Below are 22,822 nucleotides of genomic sequence, written 5' to 3' on the forward strand. Positions count from 1 at the left end.
TCCGCGTCGAACACCAGGTGGGGCCAACTTTCACCGTTCCTCGGTGGGGCCACTTGCGGCCGTCACCCCGGGGCCAGAAAACACCGTCCTAGACAAGGCCCGACTACACGCCGACGACAGGCCCAACTACACCGGCCTGGGGCACCGCTCACCCACCCACACCCCGCAAGGAGCTGGCCCATGGCCGGACACATCCAAGACCGCTGGCACAAGACCGAGCCCGGCCCCGACGGCAAGCCCCGCCGCGTCCGCACCGACCGCTACGGCACCGGCAAGCGCTACCGGGCCCGGTACATCGGGCCCGACGGCAACGAGAAGAGCAAGAGCTTCCCCGACCGGCAGAAGCGCCAGGCGGAGGAGTGGCTGGCCCGGATCGAGGCCGACATGTCGCGCGGGCAGTACCTCGACCCGACGACGGCGAAGACCACGTTCCAGGAGTTCGCCGAGCACTGGCTGAGGAGCCAGACCAGCGACCCCAACACGCAGGCCTCGATGCAGTCCCAGCTTCGGCGGCACGCCTTCCCGCGGATCGGGGCCCGGCCGCTCGCGTCGTTCCAGCCCAGCCACATCCGGGAGTTCGTGGCCGAGCTGGAGACCTCCGGCATGTCGAGGTCGTACGCCCGGGTCATCTTCTCCAACGTGCGGGCCGTACTGAGCGCGGCCGTGGACGACGGCTTCCTGCTCCGGAACCCGTGCGCCGCGCAGACTGTGCGCCCGCCGGTCGTCGGTCCCCGGCGGGTCGTCCCGTGGGAGCCGGAGCGGGTGTTCGCCGTCCGGGAGGCCATGACCGAGCGGTACCGGGCCACGGTGGATGTGGGCGCCGGCTGCGGGTTGCGGCAGGGCGAGATCCTCGGCCTGGCCGTGGACGCGCTCGACTTCGACGCCAACACGATGCACGTCACCCAGCAGCTCAAGCTGAGCCGGAGCAAGCCCGTGTTCGCGCCGCCGAAGGGCGGGACGCTGCGGAACGTGCCGCTCCCCCGGCCGGTGGCCGACGCGCTCAGGGCCCACATGGAGCGGTTCCCGCCGGTGGAGATCACGCTGCCGTGGATGAGGGTGGGCGGGCCGCCGGTCACGAAGCACCTGGTCTTCACCAGCACGTCCGACTGGATCGTCTGGCGCGGCATGCTCAACGAGGACTACTGGAAGCCCGCGCTGGCCGCCGCCGGGGTCATCCCGAAGCCCGCCAAGGGCGAGTCCTACGCGTCCGCCCGGGAGCACGGCATGCACGCGCTCCGGCACTTCTTCGCGTCGATCCTGCTGGACGCGGGGGAGAGCATCAAGGCCGTCAGCGAGTACCTGGGCCACGCCGATCCGGGGCTGACGCTGCGGGTGTACGCCCACCTGATGCCGGACAGCCGGCACCGGGCGCGGAAGGCCATGGAAGGGGTCTTCGGAGTCCAAGATCACGAAGACTGACGGCCCACAGACGGCCCGGGAATGACGACGGCCCCTCACCAGCGCCAAACGCGCAGGTGGGGGGCCGTTCCGCTCCTGGGCTTACTTCTTGCCCTGGTTCTTGACCGCCTCGATCGCGGCCGCGGCGGCGTCCGGGTCGAGGTAGCGGCCGCCCGGGGTGACGGGCTTGAAGTCGGCGTCCAGCTCGTACACCAGCGGGATGCCGGTCGGGATGTTCAGGCCGGCGATGGCCTCGTCGGAGATGCCGTCGAGGTGCTTGACCAGCGCGCGCAGGCTGTTGCCGTGGGCGGTGACCAGAACGGTCTTGCCGGCGGCGAGGTCCGGGACGATGGCGTCGTACCAGTACGGGAGCATCCGCTCGACGACGTCCTTCAGGCACTCGGTGCGCGGACGCAGCTCGCTCGGGATCTCGGCGTAGCGGGCGTCACCGGCCTGCGAGTACTCGGCGTCGTCGGCCAGGACCGGCGGCGGGGTGTCGTACGAGCGGCGCCACAGCTGGAACTGCTCCTCGCCGAACTCGGCCAGGGTCTGGGCCTTGTCCTTGCCCTGGAGCGCGCCGTAGTGGCGCTCGTTCAGCCGCCAGCTGCGGCTGACCGGGATCCAGTGCCGGTCGGCCTTGTCCAGGGCGATCTGCGAGGTACGGATGGCGCGGCGCAGCAGCGAGGTGTGCAGCACGTCGGGGAGCAGACCCTCGGCGGCCAGGAGCTCGCCACCACGGGCGGCCTCCTTCTCGCCCTTCTCGTTGAGGTCGACATCGACCCAACCGGTGAACAGGTTCTTCTGGTTCCACTGGCTCTCGCCGTGGCGGAGCAGGATGAGTCGGTACGTCGTGTCAGCCATGGCCCCCAGCTTAGTGGGGGGCCGGAAAACCCCTGGTGGGGACCTACGACCGCTGTGTAATGTGTGCTCCGCGCATCTGACACTTACATCCGTCGGCTGACCGGGCCTGCCCGCGCCGCTCAGCGGACACCTGCCTCGGGAGCCCCCACATGCTCGTCACCGCCCGGTTCCGAAGAGTGGTCCAGGAGACGGCGGGCGGGCTGCCGCGCCAGTTCTGGTGGCTCTGGGTGAGCACCCTGGTGAACAAGCTGGGCGCGTTCGTCGTTCCGTTCCTGGCGATGTACCTGACCAAGGACCGGGGGTACTCGGCCTCCTACGCGGGCCTGGTGGCCTCGTTGTTCGGCCTCGGCTCGGCCGCCGCGGCACTCCTCGCGGGCGTGCTGACCGACCGGATCGGGCGACGCCCCACGCTGCTGGGCGCCCAGCTCGGCACCGCGCTGTTCACCACCGTGCTCGGCTTCACGGACGGCCAGGTGGCGATCGCCGCGGTGGCCTTCCTGGTGGGCCTGTTCAACAACGCCACCCGGCCGCCCACCTCGGCCGTCATCGCCGACCTGGTGCCGCCCGAGGACCGGGTCCGCGCGTACTCGCTGAACTACTGGGCGGTCAACATCGGCTTCGGCCTCTCGGCCGCCCTGGCCGGTCTGATCGCCACCCACGGGTACCTCACGCTGTTCCTGCTGGACGCGTTCTCCACCCTGGTCTGCGCCCTGGTGATCTTCGTCCGGATCCCGGAGACCAGGCCGCAGGTCGCCCCCGACCAGTCGGCGGGCTCCGCCGAACCCCGGATCAGCCTGCTCTCGGTGTTCCGGGACGCCCCGTTCATGGCGCTGGTCGGGCTGACCCTGATGCTCGCGCTGGTCTTCCAGCAGGGCAGCACCACGCTGGCCGTGGACATGGGCGCGGCCGGGATCACCTCCACCGAGTACGGCCTGGTCATCGGCCTGAACGGGCTGCTGATCGTGGTCCTCCAGATCCCGCTCACCCGGTGGATGCAGGGCCGCTCGCGGACCGGGCTGCTGATCGCCAGCTGTCTGCTCACCGGCTGGGGCTTCGGGCTGGCCGCGGTGGCCGGGTCCTCGGCCTGGCTGTTCGCGCTCTCGGTGGCGGTCTGGACGGTCGGCGAGATCCTCAACACGCCGGTGATGATGGGCCTGGTCGCCGAGCTGGCGCCGGCCCACGGGCGCGGCCGCTACCAGGGCGTGTTCAGCCTCTCCTGGTCGCTCGCCTCGTTCCTCGGCCCGGCGGGCGGCGGGCTGCTGCTCCAGCACGCCGGGCCGGTGGTGCTCTGGACGACCTGCGGGGCGGTCGGAACCGCCACCGCGGCCGGGTACCTGGTGCTGGCCCGCCGGACGGGCGCGGTGGGGCGCCGCCGGCCCGTGGCGACGGAGGTCGCGGCACCCGCGGCGGAGCCGGAGAAGGCTCCGGCGGGCGCCTGAGCGGACGGGTCAGCCGGCGTCCGGGGCATCGGCCCCGGGGGCGGGGACGTCGGCCCCGGGGGCGGGGGCGGCCAGGTGGGCGAAGGCGGCCAGGTTGCGGGTGGACTCCCCGCGCTTGGTCCGCCACTCCCACTCCCGCCGGATCGCCGTGGCGAAGCCCAGCTCCAGCAGGGTGTCGAACGGCTCGTCGGCGTTCTCCAGCACCGCCCCGAGCAGCCGGTCCACGACCTGCGGGGTGAGCGCCTCCAGCGGCAGCCGGCCGGCCAGGTAGACGTCGCCGAGCGCGTCGATCGCGTACCCGACGCCGTACATCCGGGTGTTGCGTTCCAGCAGCCAGCGGTAGACGGCCTCGTGGTTCTCGTCCGGGCGGCGGATCACGAAGGCGTTCACCGAGAGGGTGTGGTCTCCGACCCGCAGGGCGCAGGCGGTGCTCAGCTTCCGGGTGCCGGGGAGGGCCGCCACCAGTGTGTACGGGTCGGCGGCGGCCGGCTCCCAGGCCACCCCGGCGTCGTCCAGGGCGGCGCGCAGGAGGGTCAGGGCCTCGTCCTTGGTGCGGATTGCCATGGGGGTGACGTTACTCGCCGGTACCGGGCGGGCGCAGCCCCCGACGCTCGCGACCTCACCCGCCCGTGGCCTCAGGCCAGGCGCTGCCGGGCCCCGGCGAACCGGCCGCCAGGGCGGGCCATGCTGCCGGCGTACACCTCGGCGGTGGTCGCAGCGGCGGTGTCCCAGCCGAAGGCGGCCGCGTGCCGGGCCGCCGCCTCGCCGCGCCGGGCCACCAGGCCCCGGTCGGTGACGTACGGCTCCAGCGCGTACGACCAGTCCAGCGGGTCGTGGCCCTGCACCAGGGTGCCGGTCTCGCCGTCCCGCACCGCGACCGGCAGGCCGCCGACCGCGGCCGCCACCACCGGGGTGCCGCAGGCCTGCGCCTCCAGCGCGACCAGCCCGAAGGACTCGCTGTACGAGGGCATCACCAGCGCCGTCGCCGCGCGGTACCAGTCCGCGAGCTGCGGCTGGCCGACCGGCGGGTGGAACCGCACCACGTCGCAGATGCCCAGCTGGGCGGCGAGCTTGTGCAGGCTCTCCGGCCGGGCCAGCCCGGTGCCGGACGGACCACCGACCACCGGCACCACCAGACGCTCGCGCAGATCCGGGCGGCGGGCCAGCAGCGCGGCGACCGCCCGCAGCAGCACGTCCGGGGCCTTCAGCGGCTGGATCCGGCCGGCGAACAGCAGCACCGCGGCGTCCTGCGGCAGGCCCAGCCGGGCCCGGGCGGCGGCGGACGTCGGCGGCCCGCCGGGGCGGAAGACGTCCAGGTTGACCCCGGGGTGGACGACGGCCAGCTGGTCCGGCCGGGCGCCGTAGTGCCGGGCCAGCTCGGCGGCCTCCTCGGTGGTGTTGGCGATCAGCCGGTCGGCCGCCTCCACCACCTGAGTCTCCCCGATCACCCGGGCCGCGGGCTCGGGCGTGTCGCCCACGGCCAGCGCGGCGTTCTTGACCTTCGCCATGGTGTGCATGGTGTGCACCAGCGGCACCCCCCAGCGCTGCGCGGCCAGCCAGCCGACCTGCCCGGAGAGCCAGTAGTGCGAGTGCACCAGGTCGTAGTGGCCGGGGCGGTGGCCCGCCTCCGTCCGCAGCACCCCGTGGGTGAAGGCGCACAGCTGGGCCGGCAGGTCCTCCTTGACCAGGCCCTCGTACGGCCCGGCGGTGACGTGCCGCACCAGCACGCCCGGGGCCAGCTCGACCGTCGGCGCGTCGTCCGAGCAGATCGACCGGGTGAACACCTCGACCTCGATGTCGAGGTCGGCCAGGCGCTTGGCCAGCTCGACGATGTAGACGTTCATCCCGCCGGCGTCCCCGGTGCCGGGCTGGTGCAGCGGCGAGGTGTGGACGCTCAGCATGGCTATCCGGCGCGGGCGGCGGCGGCCGGGGACGAGCGACTGGAGCCGGCCGCGCGCGGGGGCGGCGGACTGGGCACGGCGTACCGAACGGACGGGGTGCTGGATCACCTGGCTGAAGCCTCCTCTGTGCGGCCCGTCTAGGCCGCCCGCACCGGGCCGCCCGTTGTCCGGTGTGCGCTGCCCCGTCCTGGGCACACATCACCACCAGTGTGCCAACCACACGGACCGCGCCCGGCATTCCCGCCGCCGCCCACCGGCCGGACCGACGCCCATCGCCCCAGGTCAGCGCGGTCGCCCCGGCGGCCCGACTACCCTTCTGGGCATGGCTGCCTCCTTCGACCCCGCTCCCGCCGCGCCCGCCCGCGGACGGACCGGACGCCCGGTGGGAACGGTCACCCGGGGCACCACCAACACCAACCGGCTGCGCCGGATGGACCGCTGGATCGCCCACACCCTGGGCCGCGCGCTGCGCGCCGCCGAGCGCCCGCCGGTCGCGGTGGACCTCGGTTACGGGGCCGCGCCGTGGACCGCCGTCGAGCTGGCCGGGCGGCTGCGCACGGTGCGGCCGGACGTCCGGGTGGTCGGGATCGAGATCGAACCGGAGCGGGTCACCGCCGCGCTGCCGTACGCCGAGCCGCCGCTGCTCACCTTCCGGCGCGGGGGCTTCGAGGTGCCGCTGGACGGGGGCGCGTCGGCCCAGCTGATCCGGGCCGCCAACGTGCTGCGGCAGTACGACGAGTCGGCGGTGGCCGGGGTGTGGGAGCGGCTGTGCGCGCGGCTCGCCCCGGACGGGCTGCTGGTCGAGGGCACCTGCGACGAGGTCGGACGGCGGCACGTCTGGGTCGCGCTCGGCCCGGAGGGGCCCCGGACGGTGACCTTCGCGGCCCGGCTGGGCGGCCTCGGCCAGCCCTCCGACCTGGCCGAGCGGCTGCCGAAGTCGCTGATCCACCACAACGTGCCGGGGCGGCCGGTGCACGCCTTCCTGACCGACTTCGACCGGGCCTGGGCGGCGGCCGCGCCGTACGGGGCGTTCGGGGCGCGGCAGCGCTGGGCGGCGGCCTGCGCGGCGCTCTCGGGCAGCTGGCCGCTGGTGGACGCGCGCGGCCGGTGGCGGCAGGGCGAGGTCACGGTGCCCTGGTCGGCGCTCGCGCCGTAGCGGCCGACCGACCGACCGACCGACCGGGGAGCCTGCGGGCGCGGGGACGGCGCGGGAGTTCGCGACAGGCCCGGGAGCGCGGAAGCCTGGTGCACGCCGGAGCTGGTGAGCGATCCGACGCATTCACTCGAACGAGTTATCGAATACCTATGGCGTGTTGACGCCCCGGCACGCCACGATGGTGCCGACCGAGCGGCGACACCACACGCCCCTCGGTCGGCACCACGCCCCACGCGCCACGCCCCACCGTCAGCCGTCCCGCTCGGACAGCTCCCCCCGAGCCCGCTCGAACACCTCGTACATCTCCGACCCGAACAACACGAACCGCACCTCCGCCAGCTCCGCCCCCGCCTGCGCGTCACCGCCGTCCAGCACCTCCGCGACGGTGCCGAGCGCGATCCGGGCCGCGTCCGCCGGCGGCCAGCCGTAGATCCCGGCCGACACTGCCGGGAAGGCCACCGTGCGCGCGCCCAGCGCCGCCGCGGTGCGCAGCGACTCGCGATAGCAGGAGGCCAGCAGCCCCGCCCGCTCCTCGTACTCCTCCGCCCGGTACACCGGCCCGACGGTGTGCACCACCCACCGGGCCGGCAGCCGCCCGGCCGTCGTCGCCACCGCCCGACCGGTGGCCAGCCCCTTGCCCCAGTGCGAGGCCCGCAGCTTGCGGCACTCCTCCAGGATCTGCGGCCCGCCCTTGCGGTGGATCGCGCCGTCCACCCCGCCCCCGCCCAGCAGGGACGAGTTGGCGGCGTTCACCACCACGTCCACCGACTGTTCCGTGATGTCACCCTCCGCCAGAGTGATCCGCGTCGTCATCGCCCGTTCCTCTCCCCCGGCCGCCCGGCTCCCGCCGGGCCGGGGCCGATTCGTCGTCCTCGTCCAGTCACCACACCGCCACCGGCGTGGCAATAACCACAACGGCGCCGGTCGGCCAGAGAAATCCCCGGAGATCACGTTATGGTCGCGAGAAGTTCCCCGACGCGCGGTGCCAGGCGGGCACTGCGGACGGACGCCGACCGTTACACAGTCGGGGAAAGGGAGGAACCACCGATGCCCGCAACGGGAGACGGGCGGGCACCTGGTGCCGCGGACCTACCGGGCGCCCATGACGGCGCCCCCGTCGGTCATGCCCGCAACCGCGCCACGACCGGACCGGCCACGACGGCTCCCCCGATACCCCACCCCCGCTCGCGGGCCGCGCACGCCTCCCACCCGTCCCACGTCTCCGACCCGGCCGGCCCGCCGACCGCGGACGGACCGGCCGACGGCGCACCGCTGCGGCTGCTGGTCATCGAGGACGACGACTCGGACGCCCAGCTGATCAAGGCCGCGGTGGCCGACAGCGGCACCTCGATCGAGATCCACTGGGCCCGCGGCCTGGACCAGGCCACCGAACTGCTCGCCCCGCCCGCGCCCTGGGCCCGGCGCGGCCGCTCCCGCACCCCCGAGTTCGGCTGCGTGCTGCTCGACCTCGCCGCGGCCGCCGACCTGCCGCACCCGTCCGACTCCTCGGACGGGCTGGAGGGCCTGCACGAACTGCTCCGCCGGGCCCCGCACACCCCGGTCGTGGTGCTCACCGACGCCGCCGGGGCCGAACTCGGCGCCGCCGCCGTCGCGGCCGGCGCCCAGGACTTCCTGCTCAAGCACGAGACGGACGGCCCGCTGCTCGCCCGCGCCCTGCGCTACGCCGTCGAGCGCAAGCGCGCCGACGAGTCCCAGCGCCGCCTGGTCGAGGCCGAACTGCGCGGCCAGGAGAACGCCCGCCTCCAGCGCCACCTGCTGCCCACCCCGCTGCTCGACGGCGCCGGGCTCTCCTTCACCCGGCGCTACCGCCCCGGCCGCCGCCGCGCGCTGCTCGGCGGCGACTTCTACGACGCCGTGCGCACCGACGACGGAGCCGTCCACGTCGTGATCGGCGACGTCTGCGGCCACGGCCCGGACGAGGCCGCGCTCGGCGTCGCGCTCCGGATAGCGTGGCGCACCCTGGTCTTCGCCGGCCTCACCGGCGAGGCCCTGCTCACCACCCTCCAGCACGTGCTGGAGCACGAGCGGCGCAGCGACGAGATCTTCGCGACGCTCTGCATGCTGGTCATCGGGCCCGGCGGGGTCGGCAGCGACCTCGACTCGCTCGGCGCCGCCGAGCGGGCCCGGCTCTACCTCGCCGGACACCCGGCACCGCTGCTGCTCGGCCGGGACCACGCCCCGATCACCCTGCCCGCCGACCTCGCCGGGCCCGCGCTCGGCCTGCTTCCGTGCCACGACGGGCAGGCCGCCTGGCCCGCCCACGAGCTCGAACTGCGGCCCGGCTGGCGGCTGTTGCTCTACACCGACGGGCTGATCGAAGGGCGGGTCGGGGCCGGGTCGCGCCGCCTGGGCCAGGACGGACTGGCGGACCTGGTCGGCGACCACCAGGCCGCCGGGCTGACCCGGGGGCGGCTGGTCGACAGCGCCATCGCCGAGGTCGAGGAGCTGAACGGCGGCGCGCTGACCGACGACGTCGCGGTGCTGCTGCTGGAGCGCAACCCGGTGCAGCTGATCCTCGGCTGACGGGCTCGAAGGCGCGGACGCGGAGGCGCGAGCGCGGAGGCCTGGGCGCGCGGGCACGGAGGCCTGGGCGCGCGAACGCGACGGCCCGGGCGGGTGAACTCACCGCCCGGGCCGTCGCATTGTCCGTCGCAGGGCCTACCAGGGGCCGTACGGGCCGGTGTTGCTCCGGCCGCCCCGGCCGCCGCCCCCGGTCAGCGCCCGGATCGCCGGGCGGACGTCCACCACGTAGACGATCGAGGCGACCAGGCCGGCCAGGGTGCCGATGCCGGTGAAGAAGTTCACCCCGAACAGGAAGTCCCACCCGAAGGAGATCGCCAGGATCGCCACCCAGAAGCCCTTGGTCTTCTTGTCGGCGGCCCGGTAGGCGTCCTCCCGGCGCGTGGCCGCGTCGACCAGCGCGAACATCTTGTAGGCCAGGATGGCGATGGTCGCCCACCAGATCGGGTTCAGGTAGGAAAAGGCCAGAATCTGAAACACTCCGACCATTTCGATCTCCTCTGCTCTCGACTCCGGCGATGCGACCGCCGTCCATCCTGGCACGACGACCGTCCGCAACGGGGTCAACGTCCCACGGTCACCGGTTGTGCCCCGCGGGGCACGAGGTCACTCCGCGGCGTCGGCGGCGTCCTTGCGGGCCCGGGGGGACTTCTTCGGGGCGGGCACGTCGTCGCTCTCCGCCACCGGCTCGGCCTCGACCCGCTCGACGGTCAGCTCGACCCGCTCGGCCTCGTCCGCCTCGCCGGGGCGGGCCTTGTCCACCACGACCTTGCCGCGCTCGGCCAGCTCGTCGTACGTCTCCTTGGCCTTCACGGCCAGCTCGACCGCGCGGGCCACCTGCTGCAGGGCGAAGCCCTGGGCCCGCTCCTGCAGCGCCCTGAGGTCCGTCGGCAGGGCGGTGACGGTCTCGGTGACCCTGGCCTGCGCCCCGGTCAGCAGCGACTGCGCCTCCTGGAGCCTGGCGGTGGCCATCTCCTGCGCGCCCTTGCGGTCCGCCGCCAGCGCCTCGACCCGGCCCGGCACCTCGCGCAGCTTCTCGTAGGCGAGGTCCCCCGCGCCGGCCAGGGCGTACAGCGGGGTCGGGTCGCCGAGGGTCTTCTTGATCTCGTCGGTGATGGGCATGGTTACCGGTCCTCCCGGTGGGTGTTCTGGGTGGCGGCGCCGTCGGCCGTCGGGGTGGGAACCGACGCGGCGTTCTCCTTGAGGAAGGCGTCGTAGACCGCGAGCAGCGCCTGCTTCTGCTGCTCGTTGATCAGCGGATCGGCCAGGATCGAGGCCCTGAGCTCCAGGCCCTCACCCCGCCGCTCCTCCAGGATCCCGGCCTGGACGTACAGCGTCTCCGCGGAGATCCGCAGCGCCTTGGCGATCTGCTGGAGGATCTCCGCGCTCGGCTTGCGCAGCCCGCGCTCGATCTGGCTGAGGTACGGGTTGGACACGCCGGCGGCCTCCGCCAGCTGCCGCAGCGAGTACTGGGCGTTGCGGCGCTGCTCGCGGATGTACTCGCCCAGCGAGCCGACGTTCAGTGAGGCCATGCGGACAGCCTGCAGCACCCTGCTTGCAAATGCAAGCAGGGTGCTAGCGGCAGCAAACGCGCCGGGGCGGGGGCCGGGCCCTCGGACCGGCCCGCGGGTGGGGCCGTTACGCCAGGTGGGCGAGGAGGAGTTCGGTGAGCCGTTCGGGGGTGCGCAGCGGGAGGTAGTGGTCGGCGTCCGGGACGAGGTGGCCGCGGGCGCCGGGGATGTCGGCGGCGAGCCGCCGGGCGATCGCCGCGATCTCCGGGTGGTCGCGGTCGCCGTGGACGACCAGGGTGGGCGCGGTGACGGTGCCGAGGACCGGCTCGGCCTCCCGGGCCGGGGCGCCGGCGAGGTGGTGCTCGCTGACGATCCGGCGGGCCGCGTTCTCCTCGACCATCGTCGCGATCAGCTCGCCGCCCGGTGCGGTGCGGCCCATGGCCGCCCAGACGGAGAGCTCCAGCTCGGCCAGCGCGGCCGCGTCGCCGCGCCGCCGGGCCTCGGCGTAGGCGGTGGTCTCCGGGGACGGCGGCCAGTCGTGACCGCTCACCGAGGCACCGACCAGGCCGAGCGCGGCGACCCGGTCCGGGTGGGCCAGGGCGAAGTCCAGCGCGGTCTCCCCGCCCATGCTCAGGCCGACCAGCGCGGCACCGCGCAGACCGAAGTGGTCCAGGACGGCGCCCAGGTCCGCGATGTCGTCGAAGACCTGCTCCGGCGCGCTGGAGCGGCCGAGGCCGCGGGCGTCGTAGCGGATCACGTCGTGGTGCCGGGCCAGCTCCGGGACGACGGCGTCCCACAGCCGGGAGTCCATGCCGGAGCCGTGCAGCAGCACCACCGGGCTGCCGGAGCCGCGGCGCTCCGCCCACAGCAGGCCGCCCCCGGGGGCGGGGACGTGGACCTCGGTGACGGGGGGTTCGATGTTCCGGCTCATGCGGTGATCATTCCAGAGCCCCTGTCAGGCCGTTCGGCCAGACGGCCCGGGCGCAGGACGGTCAGGGGGCGTCTCGGGCAGCCGGATGGGCATCAGGACGGAGAAGGTGCCCGCCCGGCCGGGGGTGCGGACGGCCAACGGGGCGATCGGGCCGCCGAGTTCGAGGAGCAGCTGTTCGGGCCGCCCGGCGTCGAGGGCGTCGAGCAGGAAGTCCCGGTTGACGGCCAGTCGGTAGCCCTCGGGCGCCGGGTCGTCGGCGACGGTCAGGCGGCCGTCCCCGGTCAGGGTCAGGACGGTGACCTCGCAGTCGACGCCGTCCGGGCCGGAGGGCAGAGTGCGGGTGGCGCCGGCCTCGACGGCGGCGCGCAGTTCGGCGGCGGACTGGGTGATCCGGTGCTCCGGTTCGAGTCGGGTGACGGCCCGGTGGTCGGGGTAGTCGAGGTCCGGGGCGACGCCCTCGATCCGGTGCTCCCCGACCTCGGCCCGGACCGGTCCCCCGCCGAGGGTGAGCACCACGTCCGCCGGTCCGGCGCCGAGCAGCGCGCGCAGCGCGTCCACCAGCGCGGTCGGGACGATCGTGCCGGCCACCGGCCGCTCGGGCGTCCCGCCGGTGGCGGGCACCTCAGCGAGGGCCATCCGGTAGCGGTCGGTGGCGACCAGGCGCAGCACCGGGCCGTCCGGCTCGAAGAGCACCCCGGCGAGCGCGGGCAGCTCCGGGTCCCCGCAGACCGCGAAGCGGACCGCGTCGAGGGCGGCCGCGAGGTCCTCGGCCGGGACGGTGAGCCGGAGTGCGGCGGGGGTGGTGGTCATCGGCTGCTCCCTCTGGTCGATCATCGCGTGGATCAGGGAGAGTTCGCGGCGGGCGTCGGCGAGGCCGTCCTCCAGCCGTCGCAGGTGCGTGTCGAGCACCTGCCGGGCCTCGCCGCCGCCGGGTGCGGCGCCGAGCACGGCGCGGATGCCGGCCAGCGGCAGGCCGACCCTGCGCAGCCGGGCCAGCAGCCGGGCGTCGGCGAGCTGGCCGGGCCGGTACCAGCGGTAGCCGGTCTGCGGGTCGACCCAGGCCGGGGTGAGCACCTCGGCGCCGTCGTAGTAGCGCAGGGTGCCGACGCCGAGGCCGCTGGCGCGGGCCAGTTCGCCGATGCTGTGCAGCTCGCTCTCCATGCCCGGTGACTCTGCGGGCTCGACCTGGTCGAGGGTCAAGCCGGGCCGGGCCGGCCGGGGGCGAACGTGGAGGCGGAGGCGGGGTCGGCGAGGTGGGTCAGCTTGTCCGGGTTGCGGACGCTGCGGATCTCGGCGATCCGCACGGTGCCGTCCGGCTGCTCGGCGAACTCGAACACCGAGACGGAGTCGACGGCGCCGTCCATGGTGATCAGCACGCCGGGATCCCCGTTGACCAGGACCGGCCGGGCACCGGCCCCCTCGCCGAGCCGGCTGAGCACCCCGAGGACGAAGCGGGCGACGTTCTCGGCACCGTTGATCGGCCGCAGCGCGGCGCGGATCACCCCACCGCCGTCCGTCCAGCCGGTGACGTCGGGGGCGAGCAGTTCCAGCATCCGGTTGAGGTCGCCGCCGACGCAGGCCGCCAGGAACTCGTCGGTGGCGCGGCGGCGCAGCTCGGGCGGTGCGTCGTAGCGCGGCCGGCCGGCGCGCACGTGCGCCCGGGCCCGGCTGCCGATCTGGCGGCAGGCGGCCTCGGTGCGGCCCACGGCCTCGGCGATCTCCTGGTAGGAGAAGCCGAAGGCCTCCTTGAGCACGAACACCGCCCGCTCCAGCGGGGACAGGCTCTCCAGCACCACCAGCAGGGCCAGCGAGACGGTCTCGGCCCGCTCGACGCCGTCGGTCGCGTCCGGCTCGGTGACCAGCGGCTCGGGCAGCCAGGGGCCGACGTAGGACTCACGGCGGACGGCGGCCGAGTCCAGCTTGTTGAGCGCGAGGTTGGTGACCGTACGGGCCAGGAAGCCGCCGGGGCTGGCGACCGGGCCGGTGACGCCGCTCCAGCGCAGCCAGGTGTCCTGGACCAGGTCCTCGGCGTCGGCGACGCTGCCGAGCATCCGGTAGGCGATGCCGAAGACCATCCGCCGGTGCTGCTCGAAGTCGGCCAGCCGGGTGCCGGTCTCGTGGGTGTCGGTCACCCTCGCGACGTTACCGCACGGTAGCCACGGCGCTCGGGTGCTCAGCCCCGGAAGGCCTCGTAGGCGGGGCCGAGCACGGTGGCGAGGTCGCGACCGTGCACGGTGATGCCGGAGCGGCCGAGGCGGCGCAGCGAGGGCTCGTCCGGGCCGTTCTCGTCCTCGTCCTGCGCCGGGGCGGGCCGCAGGGTGAAGTCGCCGCGCCAGTAGGCGGCGACGTTGACCACGGGCGGTCTGGGTTCGTCGGTCACGCGTCCTCCTCGGCCACGGCGTCCTCCCGGGTGAGGGCGACCAGTTCGCGCAGCGCCTCGACCGGCAGGTCGGTGAGCCAGCGCTCCCCCTCCCCCACCACCGTCTCGGCCAACGAGCGCTTGGCGGTGAGCAGTTCGTCGATCCGCTCCTCGACGGTGCCGACGCAGACCAGCCGGCGGACCTGGACGTCCCTGCGCTGGCCGATCCGGAAGGCGCGGTCGGTGGCCTGCTCCTCGACCGCCGGGTTCCACCAACGGTCCAGGTGGATCACCTGGTTGGCGGCGGTCAGGTTGAGTCCGGTGCCGCCGGCCCGCAGCGAGAGCAGGAACACCCTCGGCCCGTCCGGGGACTGGAAGCGCTCGACCAGCTCCTCGCGGCGCGCCCGCGACAGCCCGCCGTGCAGGTAGAGCACCTCCTCGCCGAGCCGGCGCCGCAGGTACGGGCGGAGCATCGCGCCGAACTCGGCGTACTGGGTGAAGACCAGCGTCCGGTCACCCTCGGCCAGCGCCTCCTCCAGCAGTTCGGCCAGCCGGGCGACCTTGCCCGAGCGCCCGCCCACCGCCGAGCCGTCGTGCAGCAGTTGGGCCGGGTGGTTGCAGACCTGCTTGAGCTTGCCGATCGCGGCCAGCACGGTGCCGCGCCGCTCCACGCCCCGGATGCCCTCGACCCGCCGCAGCAGGTCGGCGACCACGGCCTGGTAGAGGCCGGCCTGCTCGGCGGTGAGGTTGCACCAGACGGTCATCTCCTGCTTGGCCGGCAGCTCGGCCGCCACCGCCGGGTCGGACTTGACCCGGCGGAGCACGAACGGGGCGGTGCGGCGCCGGAGTTCGGCGGTGCGCTCGGGGCTGCGGTGCAGCTCGACCGGGATCGCGTAGCGCTCCTTGAAGCGCTCGGCCGGGCCGAGCAGGCCGGGGTTGGCGAAGTCCAGGACGGCGTGCAGTTCGGAGAGCCGGTTCTCCACCGGGGTGCCGGTGAGGGCGATCCGGTGCCGGGTGACGGGCAGCGAGCGGATCGCCCTGGACTGCGCGGTGCCGGTGTTCTTGATGTGCTGGGCCTCGTCGGCGACCACCCGGCGCCAGCGGATCGCGCGCAGCGCCGCGAGGTCGCGCTGGACCAGCCCGTAGGTGGTGATGACCAGGTCCACGCCCCTTACGGCTGCGGCGAGTCGCTCCGCGCCGAGGCGGCCGGCGCCGTGGTGGACGTACCGCCGCAGGCCGGGGGCGAAGCGCTCGGCCTCGCGCTGCCAGTTGCCGACCAGGGACATCGGGCAGACCAGCAGGGTCGGGCCGGCGGGCCGCTCGGAGTCCTCGTCGAGGGCTTTCCCGGAGTCCTCGCCGGAGGTTTCCTCGGAGGCTTTCTCGGACGCGAGCAGGGCGAGGGTCTGGACGGTCTTGCCGAGGCCCATGTCGTCGGCCAGCACGGCGCCGAGGCCGAGCCCGGACATGGTCCGCAGCCAGGCCAGCCCGCGCTCCTGGTACGGGCGCAGCTCGGCCCGGAAGTCCGGCGGCAGCTCGGGCGCCGGGGCGGCACCGGCCCGCCCGGCGAGCAGTTCGCCGAGCGGGCCGTCCGCGCGCACCGAGGTGACCGGCAGCCCGGCGACCGTCGCCGCCGGGTCCAGGGCGAGCCGCAGCAGTTCGCCAGTGGCGAGCACGCCCTCGCGCCGGTCGGCGAGGAAGGCGAGGGCGGCGGCGATCTGGGCCGGGTCGGCCTCCAGCCAGGTGCCCCGCAGCCGGACCATCCCCTGTTTGGCGGAGGCGAGTTCGGCCAGTTCCCGCTCGGTGAGCGGGCTCTCCTCCGGGCCGAGCGCGGCCTGCCAGCGGAAGGCGACCACGGCGTCCCGGTCCACCTGGCTGGTGACGGCGAGCGAGCCGGGCGCGGGCGGGGTGGTGGCGCGCAGGGCGAGTCCGAGCCTGGGGCGTCGGCGCCACCAGGCGGGCAGCAGCACCCCGAAGCCACCCTCGGCGAGGGCGGGCGCGGCGGTGCGCAGGAAGTCCAGTGCGCCGGCCCGGTCGAGCGGGAGGGCGGACGGGCGGGAGCGGTGGCGCAATCCGTCCAGGGCGGGCCAGTGGTGGGCGGCGCGGGCGAGTTCGGCGACCAGGACGTCGACCGGGTCGGCGGCCTTGCGGGCGAGCGCGGCCTCGGCGGCGCCGCCTTCGAGCAGGTCGGCGGCGCGGACCAGCAGGGAGGGCTCGTCCACGGCCTGGAGCAGGAACTCCAGCCGCCAGGCGTCGTCGGAGGGGCTACCCTCGGGGTCGTCCGGGTCGGGGCCGAGCGGCTCGACCAGGCGGAAGCAGAGCCGCAGCGCCGGATCGACGGGCTCGGCGGCGGCGTACCAGGCGCCGAGCCGGCGGCGCAGTTCGGCGAACTCCTCGGGCGGGGCGCCGTCGAGCCCGCCGTCGGGGGTGGTGAGGGCGTGCAGCCACCGTTCGGCGGCGGCCCCGGCCCCACCGGGCGGCGGGAAGGGCGTGTCGGCCAGCGCGGCGCGGGCCTCGGCGTCCACCAGCGCGCCCAGGGCGGTGTCCAGCAGCGCCTCGCCGCCGCCGGGCCCGTGCGGCCACTCCCCCAGCAGGACGGGCGGGCAGCCGACGGCCAGGGCGGCGGCCTCGTGGCGCCCGGCGGGGGTGAGGTCGGGCCGCCACCGGGCCTGCGGCCGGCCGTCGGCGGCGGCCACGGGCACCGGCAGCACCCGGCCCCGGCCGACCGTCCGCCAGGCGAGGTCGTGCACCCCGGTGAGCCAGCGCAGCGAGGGGCCGTGGACCACCTCGACCCGCCCGGCTCCGGGCAGGTCGGTGCCGGTGACGGCCCAGACCGGGTCGAAGACCTCGCCGAGCAGCTGGGCGGCGGCCCCGGCGTCGAAGAGCAGCGCCGGCACCCGCCAGGGGGCGAGCACCGCACCGCCGCGCGGCGGGGTGACCGGCAGGTCGGGCGAGGGCGCGGGGACGGCCCCGACGGTGGGCAGCAGCAGGGTGGCCCAGCGTTCGGGGGCCTGCCCGGCGAGCCAGCCGAGGCCCGGGCCGATGCCGCCGAGCACGGCGGCCAGTTCGGCGGCCGGGCAGGCGTAGGGGTGGGCGCGCGGCGCGGGGCGGTCGGGGCGCGGGTCGGCGGCGCCCGGGTGGGCGCGGGCGTCCTCGGCCCAGAGCGCCAGCCGCCCGTCCGTCCGCCAGAGCGCGTGGAGGACGAACATCGGGGGCCTTCCGGGCGTACTGGGACCGTCCTTCGCAGCCTAACCGGGAGGGCCGACAGGCCGGTCCGTCGAGCCGTTCGGGGGAAGCCGGAAAGCTGTGGTTGAAAGTTGAACGACATTGTCCTATGGTGGAGCCAACAAGTTGAAGCCTAAACAACCGGCTTCGAACCAAGGAGGAAGCCATGGGCCTGTTCAACCGCACCAAGACCGTCACCGCCCCCGCCGCGACCGCCGTCCGGACCCCGGCCGGCCCGGACCTCGCCCACCTGACCGGCGACTGGACCATCGACAACACCCACAGCGAGATCGGCTTCTCCGTCCGCCACGCGATGGTCACCAACGTCAAGGGCCGCTTCACCGAGTACGACGGCAAGCTGCACCTGGACGGGACCCACCCGGGCAACTCCTCGGCCGAGCTGGTGATCAAGGTCGGGAGCATCGACACCAACCAGGCCCAGCGCGACGAGCACCTGCGCACCGGTGACTTCTTCTCCGTCGACACCCACCCGGAGATCCACTTCCGCAGCACCTCCGCCCAGCTGGTCCACGGCGACTCGTACCGGATGACCGGCGACCTCACCATCAAGGGCACCACCCACCCGGTCGTGCTGGACCTGGAGTACACCGGCAGCGCCACCGACGCGTACGGCGCCAACCGGGTCGGCTTCGAGGGCAAGGCCGTCGTCGACCGCACCGACTTCGGTCTGACCTACAACGCGGCGCTGGAGACCGGCGGCGTGCTGATCGGCGAGAAGGTCAAGCTCAGCTTCGACATCTCCGCCGTCAAGGCGGCCTGAGCCGCCTGACCCCCAGGAGCACCGCCCCTGCCCTTCCCCCCGGGGCAGGGGCGGTTTCCAACGTTCCCCCTCCCCCGCCGCGCCACCCCCTCCCCTCGCCGCGCCGCCCCCGACGGCCTCCGGCCGCCTACCCCGGCGGCGGCAGCAGCGCCGCGTCCGCCGCGGGCAGCCAGCCGCCCGCCGGGCGGCGCAGCCAGCCCTCGGCCGCGCCGAGCGCACCCGCCGCGGCGGCCAGCGCCCGCAGCCCCGGATGACGGTCGCCGGGCCGGTGCACCAGGCTGACCAGGCTCAGCGGCACCGGCTCCACCAGCGGCACGTTCACCGTCCCCGGGATCCGCGGACCGCCGACCGTGGTCAGCATCGGATCCCCGTGCCGGGCGAGGTAGCGGGCGGTCTCGTCCACACCCACCGGCGGCACGTACGGCGCCGCCGCCGTCAGGCCGTGCTCGCGCAGCAGCCGGGCGCCGAGGCCGGCCCACTCGGTGGTGGCCGGGTTGCCCGCGCAGACGTCCACGGGGTGCCCGGTCAGATCGGCCAGGCGCAGCGCGTGGCGGTCGGCCAGCGGATGGGTGTCCGCCATCATCACCGAGATCCGCTCCAACCGCACCGGCAGTTGGACGAGTTGGCCGCGCACCCCGGCGGGCAGCCCGGCGAAGCGGCCGAAGGAGGCGTCCAGCCGGTGGGCCAGCAGTTCGGCGGCGGCCGCGGCCAGGCCGCCGTGGAAGCGGGCCAGCAGTTCGCCCTCCGGCCAGGCGGCGCGGGCCCGTTCGAGCACCCGGTCGGTGGTCAGGTCCGGGCCGGTGACGTCGCTGTTGAGGTCGATCAGCAGCGGCCGGGCACCGGCCCCGGTTCCGGTCGCCGCCTCCGCGAGGATCTCGTCGTGCAGGGCCAGGAACCGGCGCGCCCTGGGCAGCAAGCGCCGCCCGGCCGGGGTGAGTTCGACGCTGCGGGTGGTGCGGGCGAACAGCGCGTCGCCGAGCAGCCCCTCCAGGCTCCGGACGTCCCGGCTGAGCGCCTGCTGGGCGATGTGCAGCCGCTCGGCGGCCCGGCCGAAGTGCAGGGTCTCGGCGGTCGCGACGAAGCCGCGCAGCAGTCGGGGGTGCAGGTCACGGGGCATGGGCGGCAGATTAACAACGGCGTGTTGTGAGTGCGGCGAAACAGGTGTTGGACGGCCGCCCGCCGACGGCGCCAGGCTGTGGGAACCCCCGCCCTCCCCCGCTCACAGGAGCACCATGCCCTCGCCCGCCCTCCTCGCCTCCTACCGGCGGCTGTTCGCGGCCCCCGGCGCCGTCGCCTTCACCCTGGCCGGGCTGCTGGGCCGGCTGGCGCTGTCGATGTACGGCGTCTCGCTGGTGGTGCTGCTCTCCGAGCGCCGCGGCTCGTACGGGCTGGCCGGGGCGGTCTCGGCGGCCGGGCTGGTCTTCGGCGCGATCGGGATGCCGCTGATCGGACGGCTGGTGGACCGCTACGGGCAGGCGCGGGTGACGGTGCCGGCCGCGCTGTACAGCGCCGTACCGATGGCCGCCCTGCTGCTCTGCGTGCACCTCGGCGCGCCCGACTGGACGCTGTTCCTCAGCTCCGCGGCCTGCTCGGCCACGCCCAACCTCGGCGGCATGGCCCGCTCCCGCTGGGCGCACCTGTACCGGGACGACCCGGCCGCGCGGCACCTGGCCAACTCCTTCGAGCAGGCGCTGGACGAACTCTGCTTCATGGCCGGGCCGGTGCTCGCGATGCTGCTCTGCACGACGCTCGCCCCGGAGGCCGGGATGATCGCCACCGGCGCCCTCGGCACCGTCGGCGCCCTGCTCTTCGCCGCCCAGCGCCGCACCGAACCCCCGCTACCCGTCCGGGAATCCACCGAGCGGCGGCACGGTTCACCGCTGCGGGCACCCGGGCTGCGGGTGCTGGTGCTGACCTTCCTCGCGACCGGCATGGTCTTCGGCGCGACCGAGATCACCACCGTGGCGTACGCCGACGCGCTCGGCCACAAGGCGACGGCCGGCCTGCTGCTGGCCCTGGTCGCGGGCGGCTCCTGCGTGGCCGGGCTGCTGTTCGGCCTGCTGACGCCGCGCCGGGCGCCGGGCACCCGCTTCCTGCTCTGCGCCGCGGCGATGGCCGCGGTGCTGCTGCTGCCGCTCGCCGCCGGACTGGGCGGGGCCGGGCTCGGGGCACTCGGCGTGGCGCTGTTCGCGGCCGGCACCGCCACCGCGCCGACCATGGTGACCGGGATGACGCTGGTCCAGGATCTGCTGCCGCGGCGGCAGTTCAACGAGGGCATGGCGATGGCGGTGTCCGGCATCGTGGTCGGCATCTCGGCCGGGGCGGCGCTCGCCGGGACGGTCGCCGAGCAGGCCGCTCCGGGCACCGGCTACGCCCTGCCCGCCGCGGCCGCCGGGCTCGCGCTGCTGATCGCGCTGGCCGGGCGGCGGCACCTGACGGTGCGGAGGGCGGCGGAGGGTTCGCCGGGCGAGAGCCCGGCGGAAAATGCCGAGCAGATTGTCAGTGGCACCCTCTAACGTCGAGGCATGGGGGAAATCACCTACGTCCGAGGCGATGCCACCACGCCCCAGGGCAAGGGCGTGAAGGTGATCGCGCACGTCTGCAACGATCTCGGCGGCTGGGGCAGGGGCTTCGTGCTCGCGCTCTCCAGACGCTGGCCCGAGCCCGAGGCGGCGTACCGGCGCTGGCATCGGGAGCGGGCGAAGAACGACTTCGGCCTCGGGGCCGTCCAACTGGTCCCGGTCGATCCGCACCTCTGGGTGGCCAACCTGGTCGGCCAGCGGGGCATCCGCACGGGGCGCTCCACCGGGGTCCCGGTGCGGTACGAGGCGATCGACACCGGGCTGACCGCACTCGGCGAGCACGCCCTTGGGCTCGGCGCCTCCGTCCACATGCCGCGGATCGGCTGCGGCCTGGGGGGCGGGCGCTGGGAGCGGGTCGAGCCGCTGGTCACCGCCCGGCTGGCGGCCCGGGGCGTACCGGTGACGGTCTACGACGTCGACTGACCCGACCCGACCACTTCCACTTCACCGATCCACCGGCTCCGGCCGGTCGGGACCGGGCGCCACGCGCCCGGCCGGCCAGGCGTACACGTACTCGGGCAGCAGGAATCCGCCGGGGAACTCACCCTCCTGCGCCCGGACCCGCTCGGCGCCCTCGCGCTCGTAGAAGGCGATCGCCCGGGTGTTGTCCCGCAGCACCTCCAGGGAGAGTCCGGCTCCGGGGTGCCGCTCGGCGACATGGGCACGGCCGGCGGTCAGCAGCTCGCGGCCGATGCCGCCCCCGTTCAGGCCGGGGCGCACGTGCAGGTTGTCGATCAGCACCCCGCCGTCCGGCTGCGGGACGAGATAGATGAACCCGGCCACCGCACCGGCCTGTTCGGCCACCAGGAGCTCGGGCGTGTTCTCCGGCTCCCCGTAGTCGACTTCCAACCGCAGTTTCCACAGCTCACGCCGTTGGGCGACCATCCCGTCGCCCAGCCCCTCCTCCGGGACGATCCCCCGGTAGGTGGTGCGCCAACTGGCGGCGTGCAGTTCGGCGATGGACTCGGCGTCCTGCACTCCGCCGCGCCGGATGACGGTCCGCCCTGAACTGATCATGTGACCAGCCTCCCACAGAGATGGAGTTGAACATGTTCAACCGATACGTCTACAGTACTGCCCAGCTTTTGAACGCGTTCGAAATGATGGGGGTCATCGTGGCACCGGGTGCGGAGGGGTCATCCGGTACCACGAACACCGACACCGGATGGAACGTCGTCTCCGGCTAGGCTCGTGCCCGTGGACGACCTGGCAGCGACGAACCGAACGGACGGCGGGAACGGCACGGCCGAGGCTTCGGCCGTGCCCGGACCGGAGGGCGGGCCCGGGCCGGAGGCCCTGCCCGGTGGCCGGGCCAAGCCGAAGACCGACAAGAGTGAGGCCACCCGGGCCCTGATCCTCGAGACGGCCATGCGGCTGTTCCAGGAGCGGGGCTACGAGAAGACCACCATGCGCGCCATCGCCACCGAGGCGGGCGTGTCGGTGGGCAACGCGTACTACTACTTCTCGGCGAAGGAATTCCTGATCCAGGGGTTCTACGACCGGATGACCTACGAGCACGCGGCCGACGCCAAGCGCCGCATGGCCCACACCCGGGACTTCTCCGAGCGGCTGCAGATCGCGCTGGCCTCCTGGCTCGACACGGCCGCGCCGTACCACGAGTTCTCCGCGCAGTTCTTCCGCACCGCCGCCGACCCGACCAGCTCGCTGAGCCCGTTCTCCAACGAGTCCCACCCGGCCCGGGCCACGGCGGTCGAGCTGTTCCGCGACGTGCTCCAGGGCTCGGATCTGGCGCCCAAGCTGGACGCCGAACTCGTCGAGCTGCTGCCCGACGTGCTCTGGCTGCACCTGATGATCGTGGTGCTCTACTGGGTCTTCGACCGCACCCCGGACACCGAGCGCACCAGGGAGTTCGTGCGGCGCTCGACGCCGCTCGCGGCCCGGGTGATCAACCTGTCCCGCTACCGGGTCTTCCGCCCGATCGTCCGTGACGCCAAGGGCCTGATCCAGGACTTCATCCTGCCCACCATCGGCAAGACCGCGGTCAAGTAGCGCCCGCTCCGACGGGAACGGCCGGCCCGCGTACGGGCCGGCCGGTGCCCGCGGGGCGGGGGGCCGTAAAAGGGCGGCGGCCAAGCCAGGGCCGGGGGGGGCCCCCGCCGGGCGCCGGCGGCCCCCGCGC

At 74.6% G+C, this 22,822-nt stretch carries 22 protein-coding genes; 8 read left to right on the forward strand and 14 right to left on the reverse strand.

Going from position 1 to position 22,822, the window contains the following annotated elements:
* Positions 1-180: 180 nt before the first annotated feature.
* Positions 181-1,419 carry a tyrosine-type recombinase/integrase gene (locus ACGF0D_RS41635; protein WP_392925474.1) on the forward strand — a complete coding sequence of 413 codons (1,239 nt, stop codon included), beginning with the start codon at positions 181-183 and terminating at the stop codon, positions 1,417-1,419.
* A gap of 81 nt (positions 1,420-1,500) precedes the next feature.
* Here the strand turns inward: ACGF0D_RS41635 and ACGF0D_RS41640 are convergent, their stop codons facing one another.
* Positions 1,501-2,259, reverse strand: a complete 759-nt coding sequence (locus tag ACGF0D_RS41640; protein ID WP_392867897.1) for a phosphoglyceromutase — start codon at positions 2,257-2,259, stop codon at positions 1,501-1,503.
* Positions 2,260-2,408: 149 nt separating this feature from the next.
* On the opposite strand from ACGF0D_RS41640, the gene ACGF0D_RS41645 reads away from it, so the two are divergent.
* The gene (locus tag ACGF0D_RS41645; protein ID WP_392925476.1) at positions 2,409-3,698 is read left to right on the forward strand and encodes an MDR family MFS transporter; all 1,290 of its coding nucleotides are present in this window, start codon (positions 2,409-2,411) and stop codon (positions 3,696-3,698) included.
* Positions 3,699-3,707: 9 nt separating this feature from the next.
* Here ACGF0D_RS41645 and ACGF0D_RS41650 read toward each other — a convergent pair whose 3' ends face one another.
* The gene (locus tag ACGF0D_RS41650) at positions 3,708-4,262 is read right to left on the reverse strand and encodes a YbjN domain-containing protein (protein ID WP_392925478.1); all 555 of its coding nucleotides are present in this window, start codon (positions 4,260-4,262) and stop codon (positions 3,708-3,710) included.
* Positions 4,263-4,333: 71 nt separating this feature from the next.
* Positions 4,334-5,707: a D-inositol-3-phosphate glycosyltransferase gene (gene mshA / locus ACGF0D_RS41655; protein WP_392867903.1), complete on the reverse strand. Its 1,374-nt coding sequence runs from the start codon at positions 5,705-5,707 to the stop codon at positions 4,334-4,336.
* A gap of 214 nt (positions 5,708-5,921) precedes the next feature.
* Between mshA and ACGF0D_RS41660 the strand changes: the two genes are divergently transcribed.
* Positions 5,922-6,755 carry a class I SAM-dependent methyltransferase gene (locus ACGF0D_RS41660; protein ID WP_392925479.1) on the forward strand — a complete coding sequence of 278 codons (834 nt, stop codon included), beginning with the start codon at positions 5,922-5,924 and terminating at the stop codon, positions 6,753-6,755.
* A gap of 249 nt (positions 6,756-7,004) precedes the next feature.
* Here ACGF0D_RS41660 and ACGF0D_RS41665 read toward each other — a convergent pair whose 3' ends face one another.
* Positions 7,005-7,568, reverse strand: coding sequence for an O-acetyl-ADP-ribose deacetylase (locus ACGF0D_RS41665; RefSeq protein WP_392925481.1), 564 nt, complete (start codon positions 7,566-7,568; stop codon positions 7,005-7,007).
* A 234-nt stretch (positions 7,569-7,802) separates the two neighbouring features.
* Here ACGF0D_RS41665 and ACGF0D_RS41670 point away from each other — a divergent pair, with 234 nt between their 5' ends.
* A complete protein-coding gene (locus ACGF0D_RS41670; protein WP_392867909.1) occupies positions 7,803-9,299 on the forward strand; it encodes a PP2C family protein-serine/threonine phosphatase in 1,497 nt (498 codons plus the stop codon).
* 135 nt (positions 9,300-9,434) lie between these two features.
* On the opposite strand, the gene ACGF0D_RS41675 is transcribed toward ACGF0D_RS41670, so the two are convergent.
* From ACGF0D_RS41675 to ACGF0D_RS41710, 8 genes are all read right to left on the reverse strand, one after another.
* Positions 9,435-9,704 carry a DUF2516 family protein gene (locus tag ACGF0D_RS41675; RefSeq protein ID WP_392868765.1) on the reverse strand — a complete coding sequence of 90 codons (270 nt, stop codon included), beginning with the start codon at positions 9,702-9,704 and terminating at the stop codon, positions 9,435-9,437.
* 198 nt (positions 9,705-9,902) lie between these two features.
* Entirely contained in the window at positions 9,903-10,418 is a 516-nt protein-coding gene (locus ACGF0D_RS41680; protein ID WP_392867912.1) for a hypothetical protein, read from the reverse strand.
* A gap of 2 nt (positions 10,419-10,420) precedes the next feature.
* Positions 10,421-10,828, reverse strand: coding sequence for a helix-turn-helix domain-containing protein (locus ACGF0D_RS41685; RefSeq protein ID WP_392867915.1), 408 nt, complete (start codon positions 10,826-10,828; stop codon positions 10,421-10,423).
* A gap of 106 nt (positions 10,829-10,934) precedes the next feature.
* The gene (locus ACGF0D_RS41690) at positions 10,935-11,738 is read right to left on the reverse strand and encodes an alpha/beta fold hydrolase (protein WP_392925483.1); all 804 of its coding nucleotides are present in this window, start codon (positions 11,736-11,738) and stop codon (positions 10,935-10,937) included.
* A 24-nt stretch (positions 11,739-11,762) separates the two neighbouring features.
* Complete coding sequence (locus tag ACGF0D_RS41695) at positions 11,763-12,899, reverse strand: MerR family transcriptional regulator (RefSeq protein ID WP_392925484.1); 1,137 nt, start codon at positions 12,897-12,899, stop codon at positions 11,763-11,765.
* Between the two features lie 35 nt (positions 12,900-12,934).
* Complete coding sequence (locus tag ACGF0D_RS41700) at positions 12,935-13,870, reverse strand: RNA polymerase sigma-70 factor (RefSeq protein ID WP_392925485.1); 936 nt, start codon at positions 13,868-13,870, stop codon at positions 12,935-12,937.
* A 41-nt stretch (positions 13,871-13,911) separates the two neighbouring features.
* Entirely contained in the window at positions 13,912-14,118 is a 207-nt protein-coding gene (locus ACGF0D_RS41705) for a hypothetical protein (protein WP_392925486.1), read from the reverse strand.
* Positions 14,115-17,303, reverse strand: a complete 3,189-nt coding sequence (locus ACGF0D_RS41710) for an SNF2-related protein (protein ID WP_392925487.1) — start codon at positions 17,301-17,303, stop codon at positions 14,115-14,117. Before ACGF0D_RS41710 ends, ACGF0D_RS41705 begins: the two co-directional genes overlap by 4 nt.
* Before the next feature lie 182 nt (positions 17,304-17,485).
* Here ACGF0D_RS41710 and ACGF0D_RS41715 point away from each other — a divergent pair, with 182 nt between their 5' ends.
* Positions 17,486-18,100 carry a YceI family protein gene (locus tag ACGF0D_RS41715; protein ID WP_392925489.1) on the forward strand — a complete coding sequence of 205 codons (615 nt, stop codon included), beginning with the start codon at positions 17,486-17,488 and terminating at the stop codon, positions 18,098-18,100.
* 127 nt (positions 18,101-18,227) lie between these two features.
* Here the strand turns inward: ACGF0D_RS41715 and ACGF0D_RS41720 are convergent, their stop codons facing one another.
* Positions 18,228-19,217 (reverse strand): LysR family transcriptional regulator, encoded by a 990-nt coding sequence (locus ACGF0D_RS41720; RefSeq protein WP_392925491.1) that lies wholly within the window; start codon positions 19,215-19,217, stop codon positions 18,228-18,230.
* 115 nt (positions 19,218-19,332) lie between these two features.
* Between ACGF0D_RS41720 and ACGF0D_RS41725 the strand changes: the two genes are divergently transcribed.
* The gene (locus ACGF0D_RS41725) at positions 19,333-20,616 is read left to right on the forward strand and encodes an MFS transporter (protein ID WP_392925493.1); all 1,284 of its coding nucleotides are present in this window, start codon (positions 19,333-19,335) and stop codon (positions 20,614-20,616) included.
* 9 nt (positions 20,617-20,625) lie between these two features.
* Entirely contained in the window at positions 20,626-21,105 is a 480-nt protein-coding gene (locus ACGF0D_RS41730) for a macro domain-containing protein (RefSeq protein WP_392925494.1), read from the forward strand.
* Between the two features lie 21 nt (positions 21,106-21,126).
* Here the strand turns inward: ACGF0D_RS41730 and ACGF0D_RS41735 are convergent, their stop codons facing one another.
* On the reverse strand, positions 21,127-21,699 hold the full coding sequence (locus tag ACGF0D_RS41735; RefSeq protein WP_392867941.1) for a GNAT family N-acetyltransferase: 573 nt from the start codon (positions 21,697-21,699) through the stop codon (positions 21,127-21,129).
* Positions 21,700-21,879: 180 nt separating this feature from the next.
* Between ACGF0D_RS41735 and ACGF0D_RS41740 the strand changes: the two genes are divergently transcribed.
* Positions 21,880-22,692 (forward strand): TetR family transcriptional regulator, encoded by an 813-nt coding sequence (locus ACGF0D_RS41740; RefSeq protein WP_392867944.1) that lies wholly within the window; start codon positions 21,880-21,882, stop codon positions 22,690-22,692.
* Positions 22,693-22,822: the final 130 nt, after the last annotated feature.

The organism is Kitasatospora sp. NPDC048298 (genome assembly GCF_043201465.1).
GTDB lineage: Bacteria > Actinomycetota > Actinomycetes > Streptomycetales > Streptomycetaceae > Kitasatospora.